Genomic DNA, 16,146 nt, shown 5'->3' with positions numbered 1-16,146 from the left:
AAGTTGTTCTATAGTGTACGCACTCCTCCGCAGTGCGATCGCGAAAAACAAGTACGAAGTAAAAAAGGCACTCTCACCACTGCTAGTATCAAATTCGACAAACTGGTCATTATCTGCAATTTCTGTCCCGGTAAACTGGAAGAGAAAATCAACCGACAGCCATTCCTCTAAGAGAGCTTTTTGGGAGTTGAGCTTTTGATCTATGTCAAATTCGGCAATAAAATTCTCCGAACTATTAGGATAAAACGGAAGAGTTTTATCACTGCGGTATCCAAGAGTAAAGAACAAATTACGGGCGTTATCCGCTAGTTTTCCCTTTGCAAAACTACTTAAAGCTTGATTGATAGATGCTTTGGCTTGTTGTTCGCTGACGCTCATTTAATCACCAGCCAGGTAATCAGTTCAAAATCCGTTGTTGCTTTAACCTGATGCGCTTGCTCAACCAACACAGCACGGCGGCTAGACAGCAGATTGCCGATGCTCCGCTTCTTGTAAATATCTGCAATTGAATCAACGGCCAGCTTGAGCAAATCGTTATACAAACTCATATCAAATCCGTTATTAGTTTCTCGATCGAACAAATTGCACAACTCTTCATAGGGAACCGTACATCCCGCGCACAGCAACCGATATATTTCAAGTATTTGTTTGGGTTGAGCAAAACTCAATCGCACTTCCTTATTTTCGCGCACGTAAACTACAAAATATGGTTGCAGCGGGTTGACGGTTTTATTATCAAGAGAATCGCCTTTTTGTTTGAGGCAAAAAATTACGCCAGGAGCAATTATCGGGTACTCCGAGTTAGTTGGAACTACTGCATAAAGTCCTAAAGGAGCATCTTGGAGTAGTTTGCGGTTGCTCTCAATGTATTTGGCTAGTTCCATTCGGAAATCATCGAGAGTGAATTCCGTTAGGGCGACACTTTCGGTGAAATCTTCGATATCCAGCACCTCGTCTCTCAATCGCAGCAACTGCTTGTCGCGGTATTTCAAATCACTCTCAATTAGTTCTTGAATCTCCTTTACCTCCAGCAGATTATCTTCAAATGTACCAGCTATGTCCGCTAAAGCCATCCGTGCTTCTACTCGATTTTTCAGATTGATGTACTGATCCAGGTCCTCTGTCGGCCAAAAATTGATTAATTGTACGGTGTGATTGGGGCTACCAATGCGATCGCACCTACCGAACCGCTGGATAATTCGGACTGGGTTCCAGTGGATGTCGTAGTTAATCAGATAATCGCAATCTTGTAAATTTTGCCCTTCTGATATACAATCTGTGGCAATTAATAGGTCAATCTCGCCGTCTTGCCGCATAGATGGAATTTGGGCGCGTTTCTTGGCGAAAGGTGAAAAATTTGTCAGGACGTGATTGAACTCATTTTTGCCAAAGGTAGTCTGATTTTTCGCCGAACCACCAGTCACCAAAGCTAAGTTAATTTTCAAGTCTAATGTAGCCCACTCCCGCAATCCTTCGTAGAGATAGACTGCGGTATCTGCAAAGGCAGTAAAGACTAAAACCTTGCGATTTGGTTGACCATGCTTGTTAGTCGTAGGATGCTTGACTTTCTCGGCGATTAGTGATTTTAACTCAGCCAGCTTGGCATCGCGTTCAACAGAAATGCTTTGGGCAGAATTGTAGATTTGTTTAAGCTGTTTCTTGTCGTTTTTTAGGTCTTTTAACCAGGTTTCGACATCGAGGTGCAGCATTTTAACTTTTAGCTTGCCAACCTCCCACGCCGCTCGTAAATCCTCGTCTTCTTCTGCCTCAAACTCTAAATAGTTGAAATCAATTACCGCGTTTTCGTCTTGCCAATTCTTGAAGGATTCGAGTCGTTTTTGTAACTCGGATATTTTGTCAATAGTCCGCTGCATTGTGATAGCGAAGGAATTCACCGAGCTTTCCAGGCGTTTCAAAAAATTAACCTTTATCATGCCGATCAGAGAGCGTTCGCGATCGCTCTGTTTGAAGTTTTGCACTCTTTTATTTTCATAAGCCGAACGGTATGGCGGCAGGACATATTTTGAAGGGTTGAATAGGGAGAGTTGATATTTAGAAATTTCACTGTTAAGCTGTTCGTAGGACATGAACTCACCCTCTCGGTCAATCTCAGGAAATACCGAGATGGGTTTGAGCCGTTCTGGAAAGCCGCCTAATTGGGCGATCGCATCTTTGTAGTATTTTTGAATGTGTTTGCGCGATCGGGCGATCGTCAATTCGTCAAGCAGTTTGAAGAAAGCAGAACTTAGTTCTTCCAGGAGTTCGCTAGTTTTGCGATCGCGACTTTTCTTTGCCCACTTGGTAAATTTCCGCTGAGCATCAGCTAGTGTATCGCGCAGACTAACAATTCCCAGCGATTCCCTAAACGCAGCGTCGCTACCTTCTGTTATAAAATAAAGTTGATTCCGCAAATCCTTTAAATCATTGTTAACCGGAGTTGCTGATAAGAGTAGCACCTGAGTTTTGACACCGCTCTTGATAATATCATCCATCAGCCTTTCGTAACGGCTCTTTCTAATTAGATTGCCAGATTCGTCCCGTTTGCTCTTGATGTTGTTGCGGAAATTGTGCGATTCATCAATAACTACCAAGTCGTAGTTACCCCAATTAATCGTTGCTAAATTAATGTCCCCAGAGTAACCAGAGTCACGACTCAAGTCGGTGTGAGACAGGACTGTATAGTTGAAGCGGTCTTTAACCAAAGGATTGAGATCGCTATTGTTTTGTGCTAGATATACAGTCCAATTATCGCGGAGTTTTTTGGGACAAAGAACCAAAACTTTTTCATTGCGAAGTTCAAAATATTTAATCACCGCGAGAGCTTCAAATGTTTTACCTAAACCAACGCTGTCAGCAATAATACACCCGTTATATCGTCGGATTTTATTGATGGCTGCCTTAACTCCGTCTTTTTGAAATTCAAATAGAGATTTCCAGATTTCTGTATCAAATAGGTGTAGCTGTTCGCTGAGAATATCGCTTTTTTCTAGGTCATCGAGAAATGTCTCGAAGATATGAAACAGAGTTTTGTAGTAGATAAACTCAGGAGAATTATTCTGGTAAAGTTGCTCTAGATACAGCAGCACGTCTTGTGTGACATCTTCGATGAGTTCGGCATCATTCCAGAGTTCATCAAACCAGGCTTTAAGGTCGCGGGTATCCCGTTTACTATCTACTTCTAAATTGAGTTCAATATTGTTGTTTTTCCTACCTAATCCCAGTCCCCGCATGGTAAAATTAGAACTGCCCATAATAGCATTTTCAGTTCCGTTATGAGCAATGTGATACATTTTGCCGTGCAGTAAATTAGATTGCTTGACCGACCGTATCTGGACTTTTTTTTCAATCCATTCTGCACATTCTTTCGCAACCCGTTTTTGCTGCAACCGATTCTGTAGCTGCAAGCCCTGATCCTCAATTTGGAACGCCTTTTTATCGGTTTTACTGGGGTCAAGGGACTTGATGAAGCGCGGTTCACCAAACAAAAATTTCAAGCTTTTAATACCTAGAAGTTGTTCCTTCAAAGCATCAAAGGCATAAATTGTAAAGTAAGCAGAAACAATGGATAGGGTTGAGTTTTTCTCGACCTTGGCTTTCAAAAAATTGCCCACAGTTCCGCGATGACGGTTGTCTCTAATTGCCGACTTTGGGAGAGAAGAATCATGCTGTGACATAGCCTACCTTTATGCGGTTGTTGCATTAGGCTATATTCTACATCTTCCACGATTCTTAGGAACAGGCAAGATGCCTGTTCCACAACACATACTGATCTTGTACCACGATTCTCAAGAACAGGCAAGATGCCTGTTCCACAACACATACTGATCTTGTACCAATCATCCCCGCAAACGACCCGATCGCAAAATACTCACAATCAACCAAAAACCCAAAAAACTCGCCGCCCCAAACAAACCATTACTCAGAAAAGATAGCTGAGCAGTTTGCGCGTTAGAAGAAATAATTGCCGCCCCCATAATCAGCGAACCTACCACAATACTAAAAGAAAGTCGGTTGGCTGAATCCCCCAAAGTGCGACGCAGCGGGTCGAGTTCTTTTAGCGTCAAGTTCCACTTCAAAGTTTCGGAAGTAACTCGGTCTAAAAGCACTTCCACCTGTCGCGGAGATTGTAAAGATAAGCTTTTTAGATCCAAAGCAGTTCTCAGCAAAGCTTGCACCGGGTCTTCTCCTAATAACTGACGCCGAAACATATCGGTCATCAGCGGTTTGACCTGTTCTACAATATTAAATCTGGGATTAAAAGAACGCGCTACTCCTTCTAAATTAGCGAGAGTTTTTGCATACAAACCGAGATTACTGGGAAGCCTAATCTTATTTTTGCGAGTGATTTCCAGCACTTCATAAAAAATTTCCGACAAGTTCATTTGCGACAAGCTGACATTATAATACTTCCGCAGCATTCGAGCCAAATCGTTCTCTAGATTAGCTAAACTTGTAGGCTGAGCAAATTCTGCCATTTGCAATGTTAATTGAGCGCAGCGCTGAGCATCTAAATCGACAATTGACAGCAACATTTCTGTCAGATTCTGTTGGGTGCGCGGGTCTAATCTGCCGACCATGCCGCAGTCGAGCAAAGCTATCCGGCCGTCTTTGAGATAAAATAAGTTGCCTGGATGCGGGTCTGCGTGAAAGAAGCCGTCAATATATAACTGCTGGAAGAAAACGCGGCAAAGCAGGGTTGTAATTTCTTCGCGTTCGGCATTTATATCTCCTTTGTGGCGAATTCCTTGCAAATCGCCTGACAAAATTGGGACTCCGTTCAGCCACTCCATGACTAAGAGTTTTTTTGTAGTTAATTCCCAGTTAATTTCTGGGAGGACAACTTGTGTGGGATCAAACCAGCGACTTTTTGATAAATTGCGGCGCAGTTCGTCTGTGTAGCTGGCTTCTTGAATGAAGTCTAATTCTGCACGCAGGGCGATCGCAAATTCTTCTGCTAGGGCCACAATATCGTATTGTTGACCGAGGTCTGTCAGCATGACAAGTTCTGCTAAACCTCGGAGCACGGCGATGTCTTGTTCGATGACAATATCAATACCGGGGCGCTGAACTTTTAGGGCGACTTCGCGGCCGTCTTTTAAGGTAGCTTTGTGGGTTTGGGCGATCGAACCTGCGGCGATCGCCTGAGTGTTAAATTTGGAGAAGGTTTCTTCGATCGACTGTTTGAGTTCCTGGCGGACGATTGCTTCTACTTCCAACCATGATACGGGCGGCACTTCCGCTTGTAAAGAAGAGAGGGTTTCGATGTAAGCAGCGGGTAAAAGGTCGGGACGGGTACTCAACAATTGTCCCAATTTTACAAAAACTGGGCCTAATTCGACGAGGATGTTGCGGAGAACCGCTGGAGTTGGGAGACTGGGTGCGTCGGTTTTGCGGCCGGTGAGGAGACTTTTCATGTAGTCCCAACCGTTGCGGAAGACGACCTCTAGAATTTCTCCTTTGCGAGAAGTGTTTTGAACTAGGCTGAACACGTGGTGGCCTCCGGGTCGATCGGGTTTAAGGGCTATATAACTACTAGGATAGCGCTGTTAACCAAGCTGACCTTGGTCTTGAGGAATAACTTTGGTAGAAATAGCGGGAATGGGTGCAATTCCTGCTGGGGATAGCTGCGCCGCGCGTACTTTGGGGTGTGGGGGAGGGCGATGGCGTTCCGCCCCGCAAGCTACGGTTTTTGGCGGTGGCATTAATCCTCATGCTAATATTACAGTTAAACCAGACACGATCTTTTTATAATTAAAATTATTGAGTTGAAAAATTGTGTCAAAGACTTGAATTAGTAAGTTATTACAAGCCAAATTCTCAATGTGTTTCAAACCCAATAAAAAACATGATTGCCATCCAATCTCCTGCAACCTCGATCGAATTATCCATAGACTTAACTGACGAGCAATTTTTTCAGCTTTGTCAGAACAACCGCGATTATCAATTTGAACGTACAGTATCAGGGGAGTTAATTATTATGCCACCAACGGGCAGCGAAACTAGCAAGCGCAATATGGATCTATCGTATCAACTTCAAGCCTGGAGCAGGCAAAATAATCTAGGAGTTGCCTTTGACTCTTCTGGAGGTTTCACCCTCCGTAATGGTGCCGATCGCTCTCCTGATGCCTCTTGGGTCAAAAAAGAACGGTGGGATGCTTTAACACCGGAACAAAAAGACAGTTTTGCTCCTTTATGTCCCGATTTTGTAGTTGAGTTGCGCTCAAAGACTGATTCGTTGAAAAAGCTGCAAGATAAAATGCAAGAATATATAGATAACGGTGCGAGATTGGGTTGGTTAATTGACAGGCAAAATCGGCGGGTAGAAATTTATCGCCCCGGTCAAGATGTGGAAATTCTCCAAAATCCTGCCACTCTTTCAGGGGAAGATGTACTGCCGGGTTTTGTGTTGGATTTAGTAGAAATTATGTAATTCTAGAATTATAGATATCGAGTAAGGACACGGCAGTGCCGTGTCCCTACGGAATTAGTTACAGTAAATCTTTCAATTTCTCATCTTCTCCCAATACTTTAATCACCTGTTTTATCTCCTGCGTCCTGTCTTTTTTCACAATCAAAGTCACATTACCATCTCTGACAACGACGACATCTTCTAAACCGATGGTGACGATGACTTCATTCTCATCCGCTGCATAGAAAATAGCGTCTTTGGTATCAATTCCGATGTGTTTTGCTAACTCGACATTCGGCTTGTCTCCTTGCAACAAACGGGCGATCGCATTCCAGTCACCCAAATCGTCCCAACTAAAGCCTACAGGTAATACACAGGCTTTTTGCGTCTTCTCCATCAGCGCGTAATCGATGCTAATTTTCGGCAATTCCGAGTAAGCAGCAGCGCCTTTTGCTTCCAAAGCTGCCATCATTTCCGGCACATGATTTCGCAATTCTGTCAAGACAGTGCCAACTTTAAATACAAAGATTCCGCCATTCCAACTAAACTTGCCGCTGGCTACAAATTCCTCGGCGGTGGCGCGATCGGGCTTTTCTGTAAACCTAGCCACACGATAGGCCGGAAAACCGCCAAAACTGCCAATTTCCTCGCCTTGTTCGATGTAGCCGTAACCAGTAGAAGCATAACTCGGCTTGACTCCCAAAGTGGCGATCGCACTTTCCTTTGTCGCCAATTCAGCCGCCGCCTCCAAAGTCTTGACAAACTCCTCCGGTTCCCCAATCCAGTGATCCGCCGGGAAAAACCCGACAACCGCATCCTCACCGTAACGTTTCGCAATTTCGATCGCACTCCAAGCCACCGCCGGCGCAGTATCCCGGCCTTCCGGTTCCGCCAGCAAATTCTCAGGAGGTAGCAGCGGCAATTGTTCCCGCACTCCGTCGGCCAGCATTTCCGATGTTACTACCCACAAATCTTCCCAGCCGTTACCTAATGTTAATAGTCGATCGGCTGTAGCTTGCAGCAAACTCTTGCCGCTACCGTCGAGACTGAGAAACTGTTTGGGGCGCTGCTTGCGACTCAGCGGCCAAAAACGTTCGCCTTTACCGCCGGCCAGAATCACAGGAATTAAGGTTCTACTCATGGTTTAAAGTTTAAACAATTGATGTCTATATTTTAAATTCTACCTTCTATCTTCCACCTGTCACTTTGTCAATCCAATTAGCATAAAATGATACCCGCGTGTCGCCGGAAATTTCGCCAAAACTGCCATTATCGTCAATTTTATCAATATCGCCGATATTTGTTTTGAAAAATCCGCGATCGCTATAACCCCAAGAACTAATCCCCGCAATTTTCCCGTCCACAAACGAAGGCCCGCCCGAATCTCCGCTAGCCGTAGCTATTTCATTTTTCCCCAAACCGCGATCGGCTAATTTAGGAAAATGCCTCCCCAAACTATCGTGTTCGGCGGTTCCATCATCAAAATCAAAAATTAACTGACTCCCCAAGACTAATTCAGACATATCAGATTCAGTAGAACTTTTGAATATTTCGCCTAGTGCATCGTAGCGGTTTTGACCTCCATATCGTTTCGCCTCAGAATTAGAATTCTCATTTTGTCCTTTATTACCCAGGCCGATATATCCATAGCCAATTTTTGTAAACACCTTGCCAATTTCATTTTTATTCCTGTTAATTTCGTACTGTTCCACAGTACGCGGTGCGGTTTTTTTAAGCTTTAAAATAGCAATATCGTTTCCGACTTCTGATTCGTAACCAGTCCATCCCGGATGGATATAATAGTTGCTAACAGGGATAGTAACTTGACCGCTGGGCAATTTAAAAGTTGCCGTTACAGCAGTTCCAGCAGGAACCTTGACCCCGCCTTCATTGAGGCAGTGGGCGGCCGTGAGTACGTACAATCCTCCGGTTAACACCGAACCCGTACACTGCACCGGTTCGAGGTAGGCGACACCTGTATATCGCTCTAAAGCTAGGGGTTTGCGGGAACTGCTATCGCCAAAAGCACTAATTATCGATCGCCCTGCTTCGGCTGCTTCTAAAACTAAAAGTACAGTCAAAACTGTCATTAATAATATTTTTATAATTTGCTTCATTTGATGCTGTTGATAATTCGTGAAAAAATTAGGATAGTTTGCGATCGCACTCCGACTCAAGAAACCGGGTTTTTGGCAGAATTACGGGCTGTAACCAATAATTTTGGTGAAAAAACCCGGTTTCTGGCTACCCGTTCGTCAGAGTCGAGAAACCGGGTTTTTGGCAGAATTCAGCCCTGCAACGATATATTTTGGTGAAAAACCGGGTTTCTGGCTACCCGTTCGTCCTATATAAAATTGCGTAAGTCCTGAATAGGCGATTAGCTATTAGGAATGAGAATTAAATAACTTACACAAGTTTGTGGGGTGTCCCGCCCGCTCTTTTTGGACGGGCGGGACGCCCATCCCACAATAACAATAAAAATTGTAACTTATTTAATTCGCGATCCTTAGCTATTTATTGGACAATTCGATGTTAAGTTCGTTCACGACACGGCGCTTGAGCGGGAGCGATTTTTCTCTAGGAAGCAAGTCGAATACTTTCCGAAAGGCATCATCTACCTTCTCAAAAGGTATTTGTCCTTTTTCATTAAAAACTACTTTTCCCGATTGGTCGAGGATGACAGTTTGAGGTACGAAACCTTCGTAATAATGACCGGGTTCGGTTATTTTTGGTGACGGTTGCGAAGGCAAAGAGTCAATGCTTATCGGCATAAAATCTGCTTCGCGGCCGTAAAATTCCTGGAGGTTTGAGACAACGATCGCGTATTGCTTGGAGTCGCTACTGTCGTCAGTGTAAAAAACTAACAATGCGGGTTTTTTGCGGTTGAAAGAATCTGTGAGCTTGACTTTAGGAGGAACGAGGGAACCGTTGCCGGCGTAGAGAGCGAAGATGGTGCCGTCGAAGCGATCGTCCGTGAGTGTTGCGAAGGCGGGCGGCTGACCGGTGAGCAGTATCAAGCTAAGTGCGATCGCCACAGTTAAAAGACTAGCAGACACGATTCGCCGCAGCCAGCGTTTGCCTGAAGCTGCAATCAAAATTAATTTTTGGGAATCAGAAAATATCATAGGTGGTTGGCAGTTGCTGTAAAGTGGCGAAAAAGCGTGCAAAACATTATTAAGTTTATCAGCAAATGCCTGTATTTACAGTTGAGTAGGTTAAATTGGTTTTTGACAAACTATTTTAATCTGCTTTTATTGGCGATCGACAACACTATGGGTAGGGATACGGTACTGCCCATTGGTTTCAACTTAAGACTAAAACCCTTGATAAATCTCGCTTTTAGTCGAGTCTAGATCCCCCTAAATCCCCCTTAAAAAGGGGGACTTTGAGTAATTTCTTGTCCCCCCCTTAAGAAGGGGGGCTAGGGGGGATCTGAGTTTTATAGTCAAACAGCAATCTCTGACTACGTTTGAGTCTTAAGTTGACACTCCTTTGGTACTGCCGCGTTCCTACAGATATCCCGTACAATCCACGGGATTTGATATCAACCGATCGCTGGTGACTGACAGATAGAAACTGACAACTAGGAACTGACAACAAATGATGATTGCTTTGCTTCACTTATTCGCGCAAACGCCCGTTGCTGAGGCTTCCGGGCCAGCTCAAATTAATATCTTACAGGCTATTGTTTTAGGCATTGTCCAAGGATTAACGGAATTTTTGCCAATTAGCAGCAGCGCTCATTTAAAAGTCGTGCCTTTAGCCCTCGGCTGGGCCGATCCGGGTGTTGCTTATACTGCTGTCATTCAATTAGGCAGCATTGTGGCAGTGCTGTGGTATTTTTGGAAAGACTTAACAAATATAGCTATTGGTGGATTTAAAGCTATTAGGCGCTCAGACTACGAATCCCAAGAGTTTCGGATGGCGCTGGGGATTGGTTTGGGAACTATACCAATTATATTTTTTGGATTGTTAATCAAGATATTGGTGCCAGATTTTGATAAATCACCGCTGCGGAGTTTGGGAGCGATCGCGATTGCTTCGATCGTGATGTCGCTGCTGTTAGCGATCGCCGAAAAAACTGGCAAGCGCGAACGGGATTACGAAAAATTAGATATCAAAGATGGTATTTTAATGGGATTAGCTCAAGCAATGGCAATAATTCCTGGTGTTTCGCGATCGGGTTCTACCCTAACAGCAGGATTGTTCCTCGGATTGCAAAGAGCCGCCGCCGCCCGATTTTCTTTCTTGTTAGGAATTCCGGCAATTACTCTGGCTGGTTTAGTCGAATTGAAAAGTGCTTTGGGTGAAGGCGCCAGCGACGCTGGAGTTGTAGCTTTGATAGTCGGAACAATTTCAGCTTTTATTTTTTCCTATATTTCGATCGCCTGGCTGATGAAGTTCCTGCAAACTCAGAATACGTGGGTGTTTGTGTGGTACCGGCTGGCCTTTGGCGTGGCGATTTTAACTGCTCTCGCAGGTGGTGTATTACAAAATCCACAAGGATAAGATAAATTTTGTAGGAGTGGCAAAAGTCACTCCTACTATACCCGCTAGTCAGAAAAAATGACAGAATTTAACTATGACCGCATATCACGAATCCATCATCGACCAGTTCACCCGTCAAGCTGTACCATTCTCTAACTTGTACGGCCACACAAATCAAGAATCTCTCGATTTACTGATGAAGATGGCAAGCATATCTGACAAGGATACAGTTCTAGATGTGGCTTGCGGCCCGGGTATTGTGGCTTGTGCTTTTGCGGCAGTTTCCAATCGCGTTACGGGCATCGATTTAACACCGGCAATGCTAGAACAAGCCCAGATTTTGGCAGAGCAAAAAAACTTGACTAATCTCTCGTGGCTGCAAGGCGATATCGAAACGCTACCGTTTCCCGATGATAGTTTTTCCATTGTGCTGAGTCGTTACGCTTTCCATCACTTCTTGCAGCCCGATGTTGTGCTGTCGGAGATGGTTCGGGTGTGTCGCGCGGGCGATCGCATTTTGATTGCTGATGTGGCAATGCCACCGGAAAAAGTTGATGCTTACAACTATATTGAGAAGCTGCGCGATCCATCTCATACTCGCGCCTTGACTCTGGAAGAGTTGCCGAAATTAGTCGCAGATGCGAATCTGCAAAATGTCAAATTAGCATTTTATAAGGTAGAATTGGAGCTAGAACAGCAGTTAGCTGCTTCTTTCCCCAACCCCGGCGATGACGATAAGCTGCGACAACTTTTTAGAGAAGATATTGGTGTTGACAGTCTGGGGATTGGCGTACATTTTCGAGGCGATGCAATTCATTATGCGGTTCCCATCGCTGCGATCGTTGGCGAAAAAGCAAAGTTATATAGCAATCCTAAATGATTTAAATCAATTTGTAGGGGTAGTGGATGGTGCGTGCCTACCCCATTGATTTTCTAAATATAATGTGCGTCGCCAGTAATAACTCTCGCTGCTACAACTATTAAGTCCAGGTACGTTGTTGCGCTTTAGCGCTCTTTCCAATATCCCAAAAAGAGCGCTGAAGCGCAACAACGTACCTGCTCAAAAATAAAATGCTAAGTCTTTAATTATAAGAGACGATTCCCTACGATCGCACCAGCAACTCCCCAAATCGAATACCTACTCTAGATACCAACCTCCCGGTTCAACCTCCAAATCCAGCATTGTTTTGAAATCAGCCAAATAGTTGAACATTTCCGAGTTCAAATAATTCTCTTCATTTTTGAGTCCGCCCTGCCACACCTTTTTATCGAAGGTTCCGACAACAAAATAGTCATTTCCGATCGCCTGCGGTGCGATTTTCTGCAAGCCTAATATCAATTCTGCCTCCAATTCATCTTGATGCGCCATAATTAACTCGCATTTAGAGCAGTAGCGACAGGTTTTTCCCTGTATGAGTGGGCCCAGGCCCTCAATCCAGATAAACAAAGCAAATTTCCGCAGATGTGTCAGTTTTTCACACTTCGGACATTTGCTCAACCGGATATCGCTATACGGGTTCAGCATGAAGGAATATCGAGGTTTTAATTTGCCAATGTAAGTTTTAGACTTAGCCATCGCAGTAATCCCTGGAAAAATCAATGATTTAATGTTAGCAGCAAGACATTCGATCGGAGATAAGATGCAATCTTTGTTGCTTTTTGTATAGGCCCGATTGTCGATCGCGTTGCTCCTGATAAATACGATTTACTAGGAGGGTGGATTGCATTGCTGGGCGTTTTGGTGATTATGTACGCACCTCGCCGCTAGCAGCCGGAACCCGGGGAATCATACCATTTTCAATTATTGTAGAATGCAGCGGTATCGAAAAGTCGATCGCGCTCTGGACTTGTTCGCAAAGTCGATCGGCTAAAATTAAACTTGAACTCGGGCGCAGGAGTAGCTATGCAAAAAGTAGCAGTATTTGGCAACACCGGAGGCGGTAAATCCACTCTCAGCAAGAGATTATCGGACATCACTGGATTGCCCCTTCACATCTTAGACAAGATTCAATATCGATCGGGCGGCGCTGAGGTTCCAAAGGAAGATTTTAAGCGCGCCCATCAAGAAATTTTGCAGACTGACAGATGGGTTATTGACGGGTTTGGTTGCATAGAAACCCTCTGGCTGCGACTTGATGAGGCGGATACCCTGGTTTTTATCGATCTACCGCTATACGTGCATTTCTGGTGGGTGACTAAAAGACTGATGTCGGGTTACTTTAAACCACCCGCAGGCTGGCCGGAAAACACCCCAATATTAAAGAGTTCGCTTACCAGTTACCGCGTGCTTTGGTTGTGCGACAAATATTTGAACCCAAAATATCGCGAATATATCGATCGGGCACGAAGTACCAAAAATGTTTATCACATCACATCGACTGAGCAGATTTCGCAATTTTTTGAATCAATTGAAAATGAGTTTAACTTTGAAAATGGTGCAGCAGCCTCACAAGCGGACTAAAATTCTATCATCGTCGATCGAACTTGGAAATTATTGGCGAACTTCCTCGATAGTTTGTGCTTTGAAAGTCACTACATAGGCATAGAAAGCTTTGCGATCGTCTCTGTAGGTGAGAATGTATCGCTTTAATTTGCGATCGCTAATTCCAGCATAATTGACGTTATTCATGGCTCAATATTCCCATCTATTTATAATATAGTATCAAGGGCGATCGCTCTGCGAAAATACTCCTCTTTCGTTCGATCGAAGGCAAATCGAGGGCGATCGTATCCTATTTTTCTCACCTCCTCACTCAGGCGGGCCAAAGCGATCGGGCAAGTCATCAAGAGTTAACCCACGCGATCGCAAAAAATTTGCCAAAGCTTTCATTTGGGCAATTGTGAATGTCGGCACGTTATCTCCGGCTTAAGAGCGACTCACAGTCCGTACCGATGTCCCAATTTGCCGAGCAAATTCTTCTTGGGACATTCCTAACTCATCTCTCAGTTTTTTAAGCAGTGATTCGCCAGCTTCTTCTTGAGGTTGTCTTCGCTTTGTCATTACAAAATCTGACATTGTGTCTAGACCGCTTGACAAGACAATTTTGTCCAGACACTATGTCTATATAGACAGCAAAAGGGCAGAGTACGGGAAATCAGCCCTGCCTTTCTAGTGTCTCATTTTGCCCGCAATCTATGGCAGAACTAGGATGAACTACAAACAACAACTTTACCCGTGGGTGATTTACCGTCACCTGCCCAACCTGCAACGCCTGACTGTGGCGCGTTTTCGCCGCCGAAACGACGGCGAGGAACACTTGCGGATTATCAAAAGATTGCTGCCGCAAGTGGAGTTTGCGATCGCCTTTGAGGTGAATTCGCAGCAGCCAACAAATTGTGCAAGATAGTATAAGAGCGATCGCACTTTGGGAATAAAAGGGCGATCGCATTTCCCAGAATTGTAAATTGAGATATAATAGAGAGCAAGCAAAAACTCTTACAACCAAGTCTATGTTTACTTATAGCAAGGTACTGAATCAAGTTAAAAGCCTCACGCTTGCAGACCAACTGCGGTTATTAGAAGACTTGAAAAAAATGATTCAGTTACGAGAAGAAGTTGCAGAAGATGATGAAGTGATTTCAGCAGAAGAAATAGCAGAGAGTGAAGCTGCTTGGCAAGATTATAAAGCTGGTCGCGATCGGGGGATATCCTCCCAAGAACTCAAATTGAAGCTGTTGGTAGAAAAAATTGCAGCAAGTAATGTCTTTGAGGATATTAGCGATCCGGTGGAATGGCAGCGAGAGTTGCGTCAAGATCGTCCACTTCCTGGTAGGGATGAATAATATCGCACTTTGGAAAGATAAAGGCGATCGCGCTTCCCTAGCTCCTAAATTGCTATAATAACAATCAGCCAAAAAATCTCAACATAAAGCCTATGTCTACTTATAGCGAGGTACTGAGTCAGGCTCAAAGTCTCACTCCTGACGAGCAACAGCAGCTTTTAGAAGTATTGTCAGCTTTGATGCGCGATCGCCTAACAACCCATATTCAGGGTAGCAGTGAAAGATTGTCCAGGAAAAATTTAAAGAGATGGCGCGGTTTTTTGCCGTATCGTGTGGATGCTTTGGAATTCCAGTTGCAACTTAGAGCAGAATGGGATGAGTAAGAGAGGAAAGAAAAGGGGCGAGGCAGTCATCAAGAGCTATAATAATAAAAATAAAGAATAGTTGATATTAGCTATGCAGCGAATATTTGAGGCTATATTGAAGGGAAACCTTTTAGAATGGGCTAATGAGGTTCCAAAACAGGGCGATGAGCCTGTCAAAGTTTACGTTACTTTGCAAGAAGAGCGATCGACTTTAAGTGCTGAGCTTCGCCGTCAGAGAATAGTTGAAATATTGGAAAAAATTGCAGCAAGTAATGTCTTTGCTGATATTATCGATCCTGTGGAATGGCAGCGAGAATTGCGTCAAGATCGTCCACTTCCCTGGTAGGGATGAATAATATCGCACTTTTGGGAAAAAATGGCGATCGGCTCGCTGGTGAAAAGAGACAAGTTGCGATCGCCTATCTGATGACTTAAAATAGAAGAGACATATAGCTCTGTGGTCAAAATGGACAGAATCTCCGTCAACCCTCAAATTCACTTCGGTAAGCCTTGCATAGTGGGTACGCGCATTACTGTACAGAGCGTTCTCGAATTACTAAATGAAGGGCTTTCTTTTGGAGAAATTATCCGAGACTACTATCCCGATCTGGAAATGGATGATATTCGGGCGTGTTTGCGTTATGCGATCGCACTGGTGGCGGCGGTCGATGTGCATTTGGCATTAGCTTAAATTATGAAATTTCTGATTGATCAAGATGTGTATGCTGTTACCATAAAGTTTTTGATTGATGCAGGACATGATGTAATTGTTGTTGCTCAAATGGGTTTAGCGCAAGCAAGTGATGAAGAAATACTGAGAATAGCCCAAGCAGAAAATCGCATCCTGGTTACGCGAGACAGAGATTACGGAAATCTTGTTTTTGTGAGGGCGATCGGAACAGGTGTAATTTACCTTCGAGTCTTACCTAAAATGGTAAATGAAGTTCACAAGGAACTAGCAGGAGTTATAGAAAATTACTCTGAAGTAGAACTAAAAGGGTCATTTGTCGTTGTAGAACCTGATGGACATCGGTTCAGAAAACCTCTGAGATAGGGAGTTAATTAGTTTGGTCTTGGAATAAAAGGGCGATCGCACTTTGGTGAATTTCAGACTATCTGGTATAATCAGGCAAGTAGCTCTAATAATTTTCAATAGCTATG

The 16,146-nt window shown here is 44.1% G+C and carries 21 protein-coding genes; 11 read left to right on the top strand and 10 right to left on the bottom strand.

All coding sequences use genetic code 11. The features are described 5' to 3' along the window. Positions 1-374 precede the first annotated feature (374 nt). The 3 genes from JGK22_RS00730 to JGK22_RS00720 form a co-directional block, all read right to left on the bottom strand. Entirely contained in the window at positions 375-3,674 is a 3,300-nt protein-coding gene (locus JGK22_RS00730) for a helicase-related protein (protein WP_293196771.1), read from the bottom strand. Positions 3,675-3,836: 162 nt separating this feature from the next. After that, the gene (locus tag JGK22_RS00725) at positions 3,837-5,489 is read right to left on the bottom strand and encodes an AarF/ABC1/UbiB kinase family protein (RefSeq protein WP_293176724.1); all 1,653 of its coding nucleotides are present in this window, start codon (positions 5,487-5,489) and stop codon (positions 3,837-3,839) included. A gap of 57 nt (positions 5,490-5,546) precedes the next feature. Further along, positions 5,547-5,702 carry a hypothetical protein gene (locus JGK22_RS00720; protein ID WP_293176722.1) on the bottom strand — a complete coding sequence of 52 codons (156 nt, stop codon included), beginning with the start codon at positions 5,700-5,702 and terminating at the stop codon, positions 5,547-5,549. A 143-nt stretch (positions 5,703-5,845) separates the two neighbouring features. Between JGK22_RS00720 and JGK22_RS00715 the strand changes: the two genes are divergently transcribed. Continuing rightward, positions 5,846-6,430 (top strand): Uma2 family endonuclease, encoded by a 585-nt coding sequence (locus JGK22_RS00715; protein ID WP_293176720.1) that lies wholly within the window; start codon positions 5,846-5,848, stop codon positions 6,428-6,430. Positions 6,431-6,488: 58 nt separating this feature from the next. On the opposite strand, the gene JGK22_RS00710 is transcribed toward JGK22_RS00715, so the two are convergent. The 3 genes from JGK22_RS00710 to JGK22_RS00700 all read right to left on the bottom strand — a co-directional run bounded on the left by JGK22_RS00710 (position 6,489) and on the right by JGK22_RS00700 (position 9,534). Further along, on the bottom strand, positions 6,489-7,550 hold the full coding sequence (locus JGK22_RS00710) for a mannose-1-phosphate guanylyltransferase (protein WP_293176718.1): 1,062 nt from the start codon (positions 7,548-7,550) through the stop codon (positions 6,489-6,491). Between the two features lie 46 nt (positions 7,551-7,596). Beyond that, positions 7,597-8,526, bottom strand: coding sequence for a trypsin-like serine protease (locus JGK22_RS00705; protein WP_293176716.1), 930 nt, complete (start codon positions 8,524-8,526; stop codon positions 7,597-7,599). 393 nt (positions 8,527-8,919) lie between these two features. After that, a complete protein-coding gene (locus JGK22_RS00700) occupies positions 8,920-9,534 on the bottom strand; it encodes a thylakoid membrane photosystem I accumulation factor (RefSeq protein WP_293176714.1) in 615 nt (204 codons plus the stop codon). A gap of 478 nt (positions 9,535-10,012) precedes the next feature. Here JGK22_RS00700 and JGK22_RS00695 point away from each other — a divergent pair, with 478 nt between their 5' ends. Further along, complete coding sequence (locus JGK22_RS00695) at positions 10,013-10,918, top strand: undecaprenyl-diphosphate phosphatase (RefSeq protein ID WP_293176756.1); 906 nt, start codon at positions 10,013-10,015, stop codon at positions 10,916-10,918. A gap of 73 nt (positions 10,919-10,991) precedes the next feature. Continuing rightward, the gene (locus tag JGK22_RS00690) at positions 10,992-11,777 is read left to right on the top strand and encodes a methyltransferase domain-containing protein (RefSeq protein WP_293176712.1); all 786 of its coding nucleotides are present in this window, start codon (positions 10,992-10,994) and stop codon (positions 11,775-11,777) included. A gap of 258 nt (positions 11,778-12,035) precedes the next feature. Here JGK22_RS00690 and JGK22_RS00685 read toward each other — a convergent pair whose 3' ends face one another. Continuing rightward, the gene (locus JGK22_RS00685) at positions 12,036-12,266 is read right to left on the bottom strand and encodes a hypothetical protein (RefSeq protein ID WP_293196777.1); all 231 of its coding nucleotides are present in this window, start codon (positions 12,264-12,266) and stop codon (positions 12,036-12,038) included. Positions 12,267-12,542: 276 nt separating this feature from the next. On the opposite strand from JGK22_RS00685, the gene JGK22_RS00680 reads away from it, so the two are divergent. Both JGK22_RS00680 and JGK22_RS00675 read left to right on the top strand, forming a co-directional pair. Continuing rightward, on the top strand, positions 12,543-12,665 hold the full coding sequence (locus JGK22_RS00680) for a hypothetical protein (protein WP_293196790.1): 123 nt from the start codon (positions 12,543-12,545) through the stop codon (positions 12,663-12,665). 135 nt (positions 12,666-12,800) lie between these two features. Beyond that, positions 12,801-13,358: an adenylate kinase gene (locus JGK22_RS00675; RefSeq protein ID WP_293189120.1), complete on the top strand. Its 558-nt coding sequence runs from the start codon at positions 12,801-12,803 to the stop codon at positions 13,356-13,358. Positions 13,359-13,388: 30 nt separating this feature from the next. On the opposite strand, the gene JGK22_RS00670 is transcribed toward JGK22_RS00675, so the two are convergent. The 3 genes from JGK22_RS00670 to JGK22_RS00660 form a co-directional block, all read right to left on the bottom strand. Further along, a complete protein-coding gene (locus JGK22_RS00670; protein ID WP_293206812.1) occupies positions 13,389-13,526 on the bottom strand; it encodes a hypothetical protein in 138 nt (45 codons plus the stop codon). Between the two features lie 20 nt (positions 13,527-13,546). Next, positions 13,547-13,681, bottom strand: coding sequence for a hypothetical protein (locus JGK22_RS00665; protein ID WP_293189124.1), 135 nt, complete (start codon positions 13,679-13,681; stop codon positions 13,547-13,549). Positions 13,682-13,763: 82 nt separating this feature from the next. Then, positions 13,764-13,898, bottom strand: coding sequence for a helix-turn-helix transcriptional regulator (locus JGK22_RS00660; RefSeq protein ID WP_293189126.1), 135 nt, complete (start codon positions 13,896-13,898; stop codon positions 13,764-13,766). Between the two features lie 148 nt (positions 13,899-14,046). Between JGK22_RS00660 and JGK22_RS00655 the strand changes: the two genes are divergently transcribed. The 6 genes from JGK22_RS00655 (at position 14,047) to JGK22_RS00630 (ending at position 16,039) form a co-directional block, all read left to right on the top strand. Further along, positions 14,047-14,244, top strand: coding sequence for a hypothetical protein (locus JGK22_RS00655; protein WP_293189128.1), 198 nt, complete (start codon positions 14,047-14,049; stop codon positions 14,242-14,244). A gap of 103 nt (positions 14,245-14,347) precedes the next feature. After that, positions 14,348-14,680 carry a hypothetical protein gene (locus JGK22_RS00650; protein WP_293176700.1) on the top strand — a complete coding sequence of 111 codons (333 nt, stop codon included), beginning with the start codon at positions 14,348-14,350 and terminating at the stop codon, positions 14,678-14,680. 92 nt (positions 14,681-14,772) lie between these two features. After that, the gene (locus JGK22_RS00645) at positions 14,773-15,003 is read left to right on the top strand and encodes a hypothetical protein (protein WP_293189130.1); all 231 of its coding nucleotides are present in this window, start codon (positions 14,773-14,775) and stop codon (positions 15,001-15,003) included. A 73-nt stretch (positions 15,004-15,076) separates the two neighbouring features. Next, a complete protein-coding gene (locus tag JGK22_RS00640) occupies positions 15,077-15,331 on the top strand; it encodes a hypothetical protein (RefSeq protein WP_293213140.1) in 255 nt (84 codons plus the stop codon). A 120-nt stretch (positions 15,332-15,451) separates the two neighbouring features. Further along, entirely contained in the window at positions 15,452-15,676 is a 225-nt protein-coding gene (locus JGK22_RS00635; RefSeq protein ID WP_293206823.1) for a DUF433 domain-containing protein, read from the top strand. A gap of 3 nt (positions 15,677-15,679) precedes the next feature. After that, positions 15,680-16,039 (top strand): DUF5615 family PIN-like protein, encoded by a 360-nt coding sequence (locus JGK22_RS00630; RefSeq protein WP_293206825.1) that lies wholly within the window; start codon positions 15,680-15,682, stop codon positions 16,037-16,039. Positions 16,040-16,146: the final 107 nt, after the last annotated feature.

The organism is Microcoleus sp. PH2017_08_TRC_O_A, assembly GCF_020738665.1.
GTDB lineage: Bacteria > Cyanobacteriota > Cyanobacteriia > Cyanobacteriales > Microcoleaceae > Microcoleus.
The sequence above is the reverse complement of the archived record's forward strand: the minus strand, read 5'-3'. Positions and strand labels throughout refer to the sequence as shown.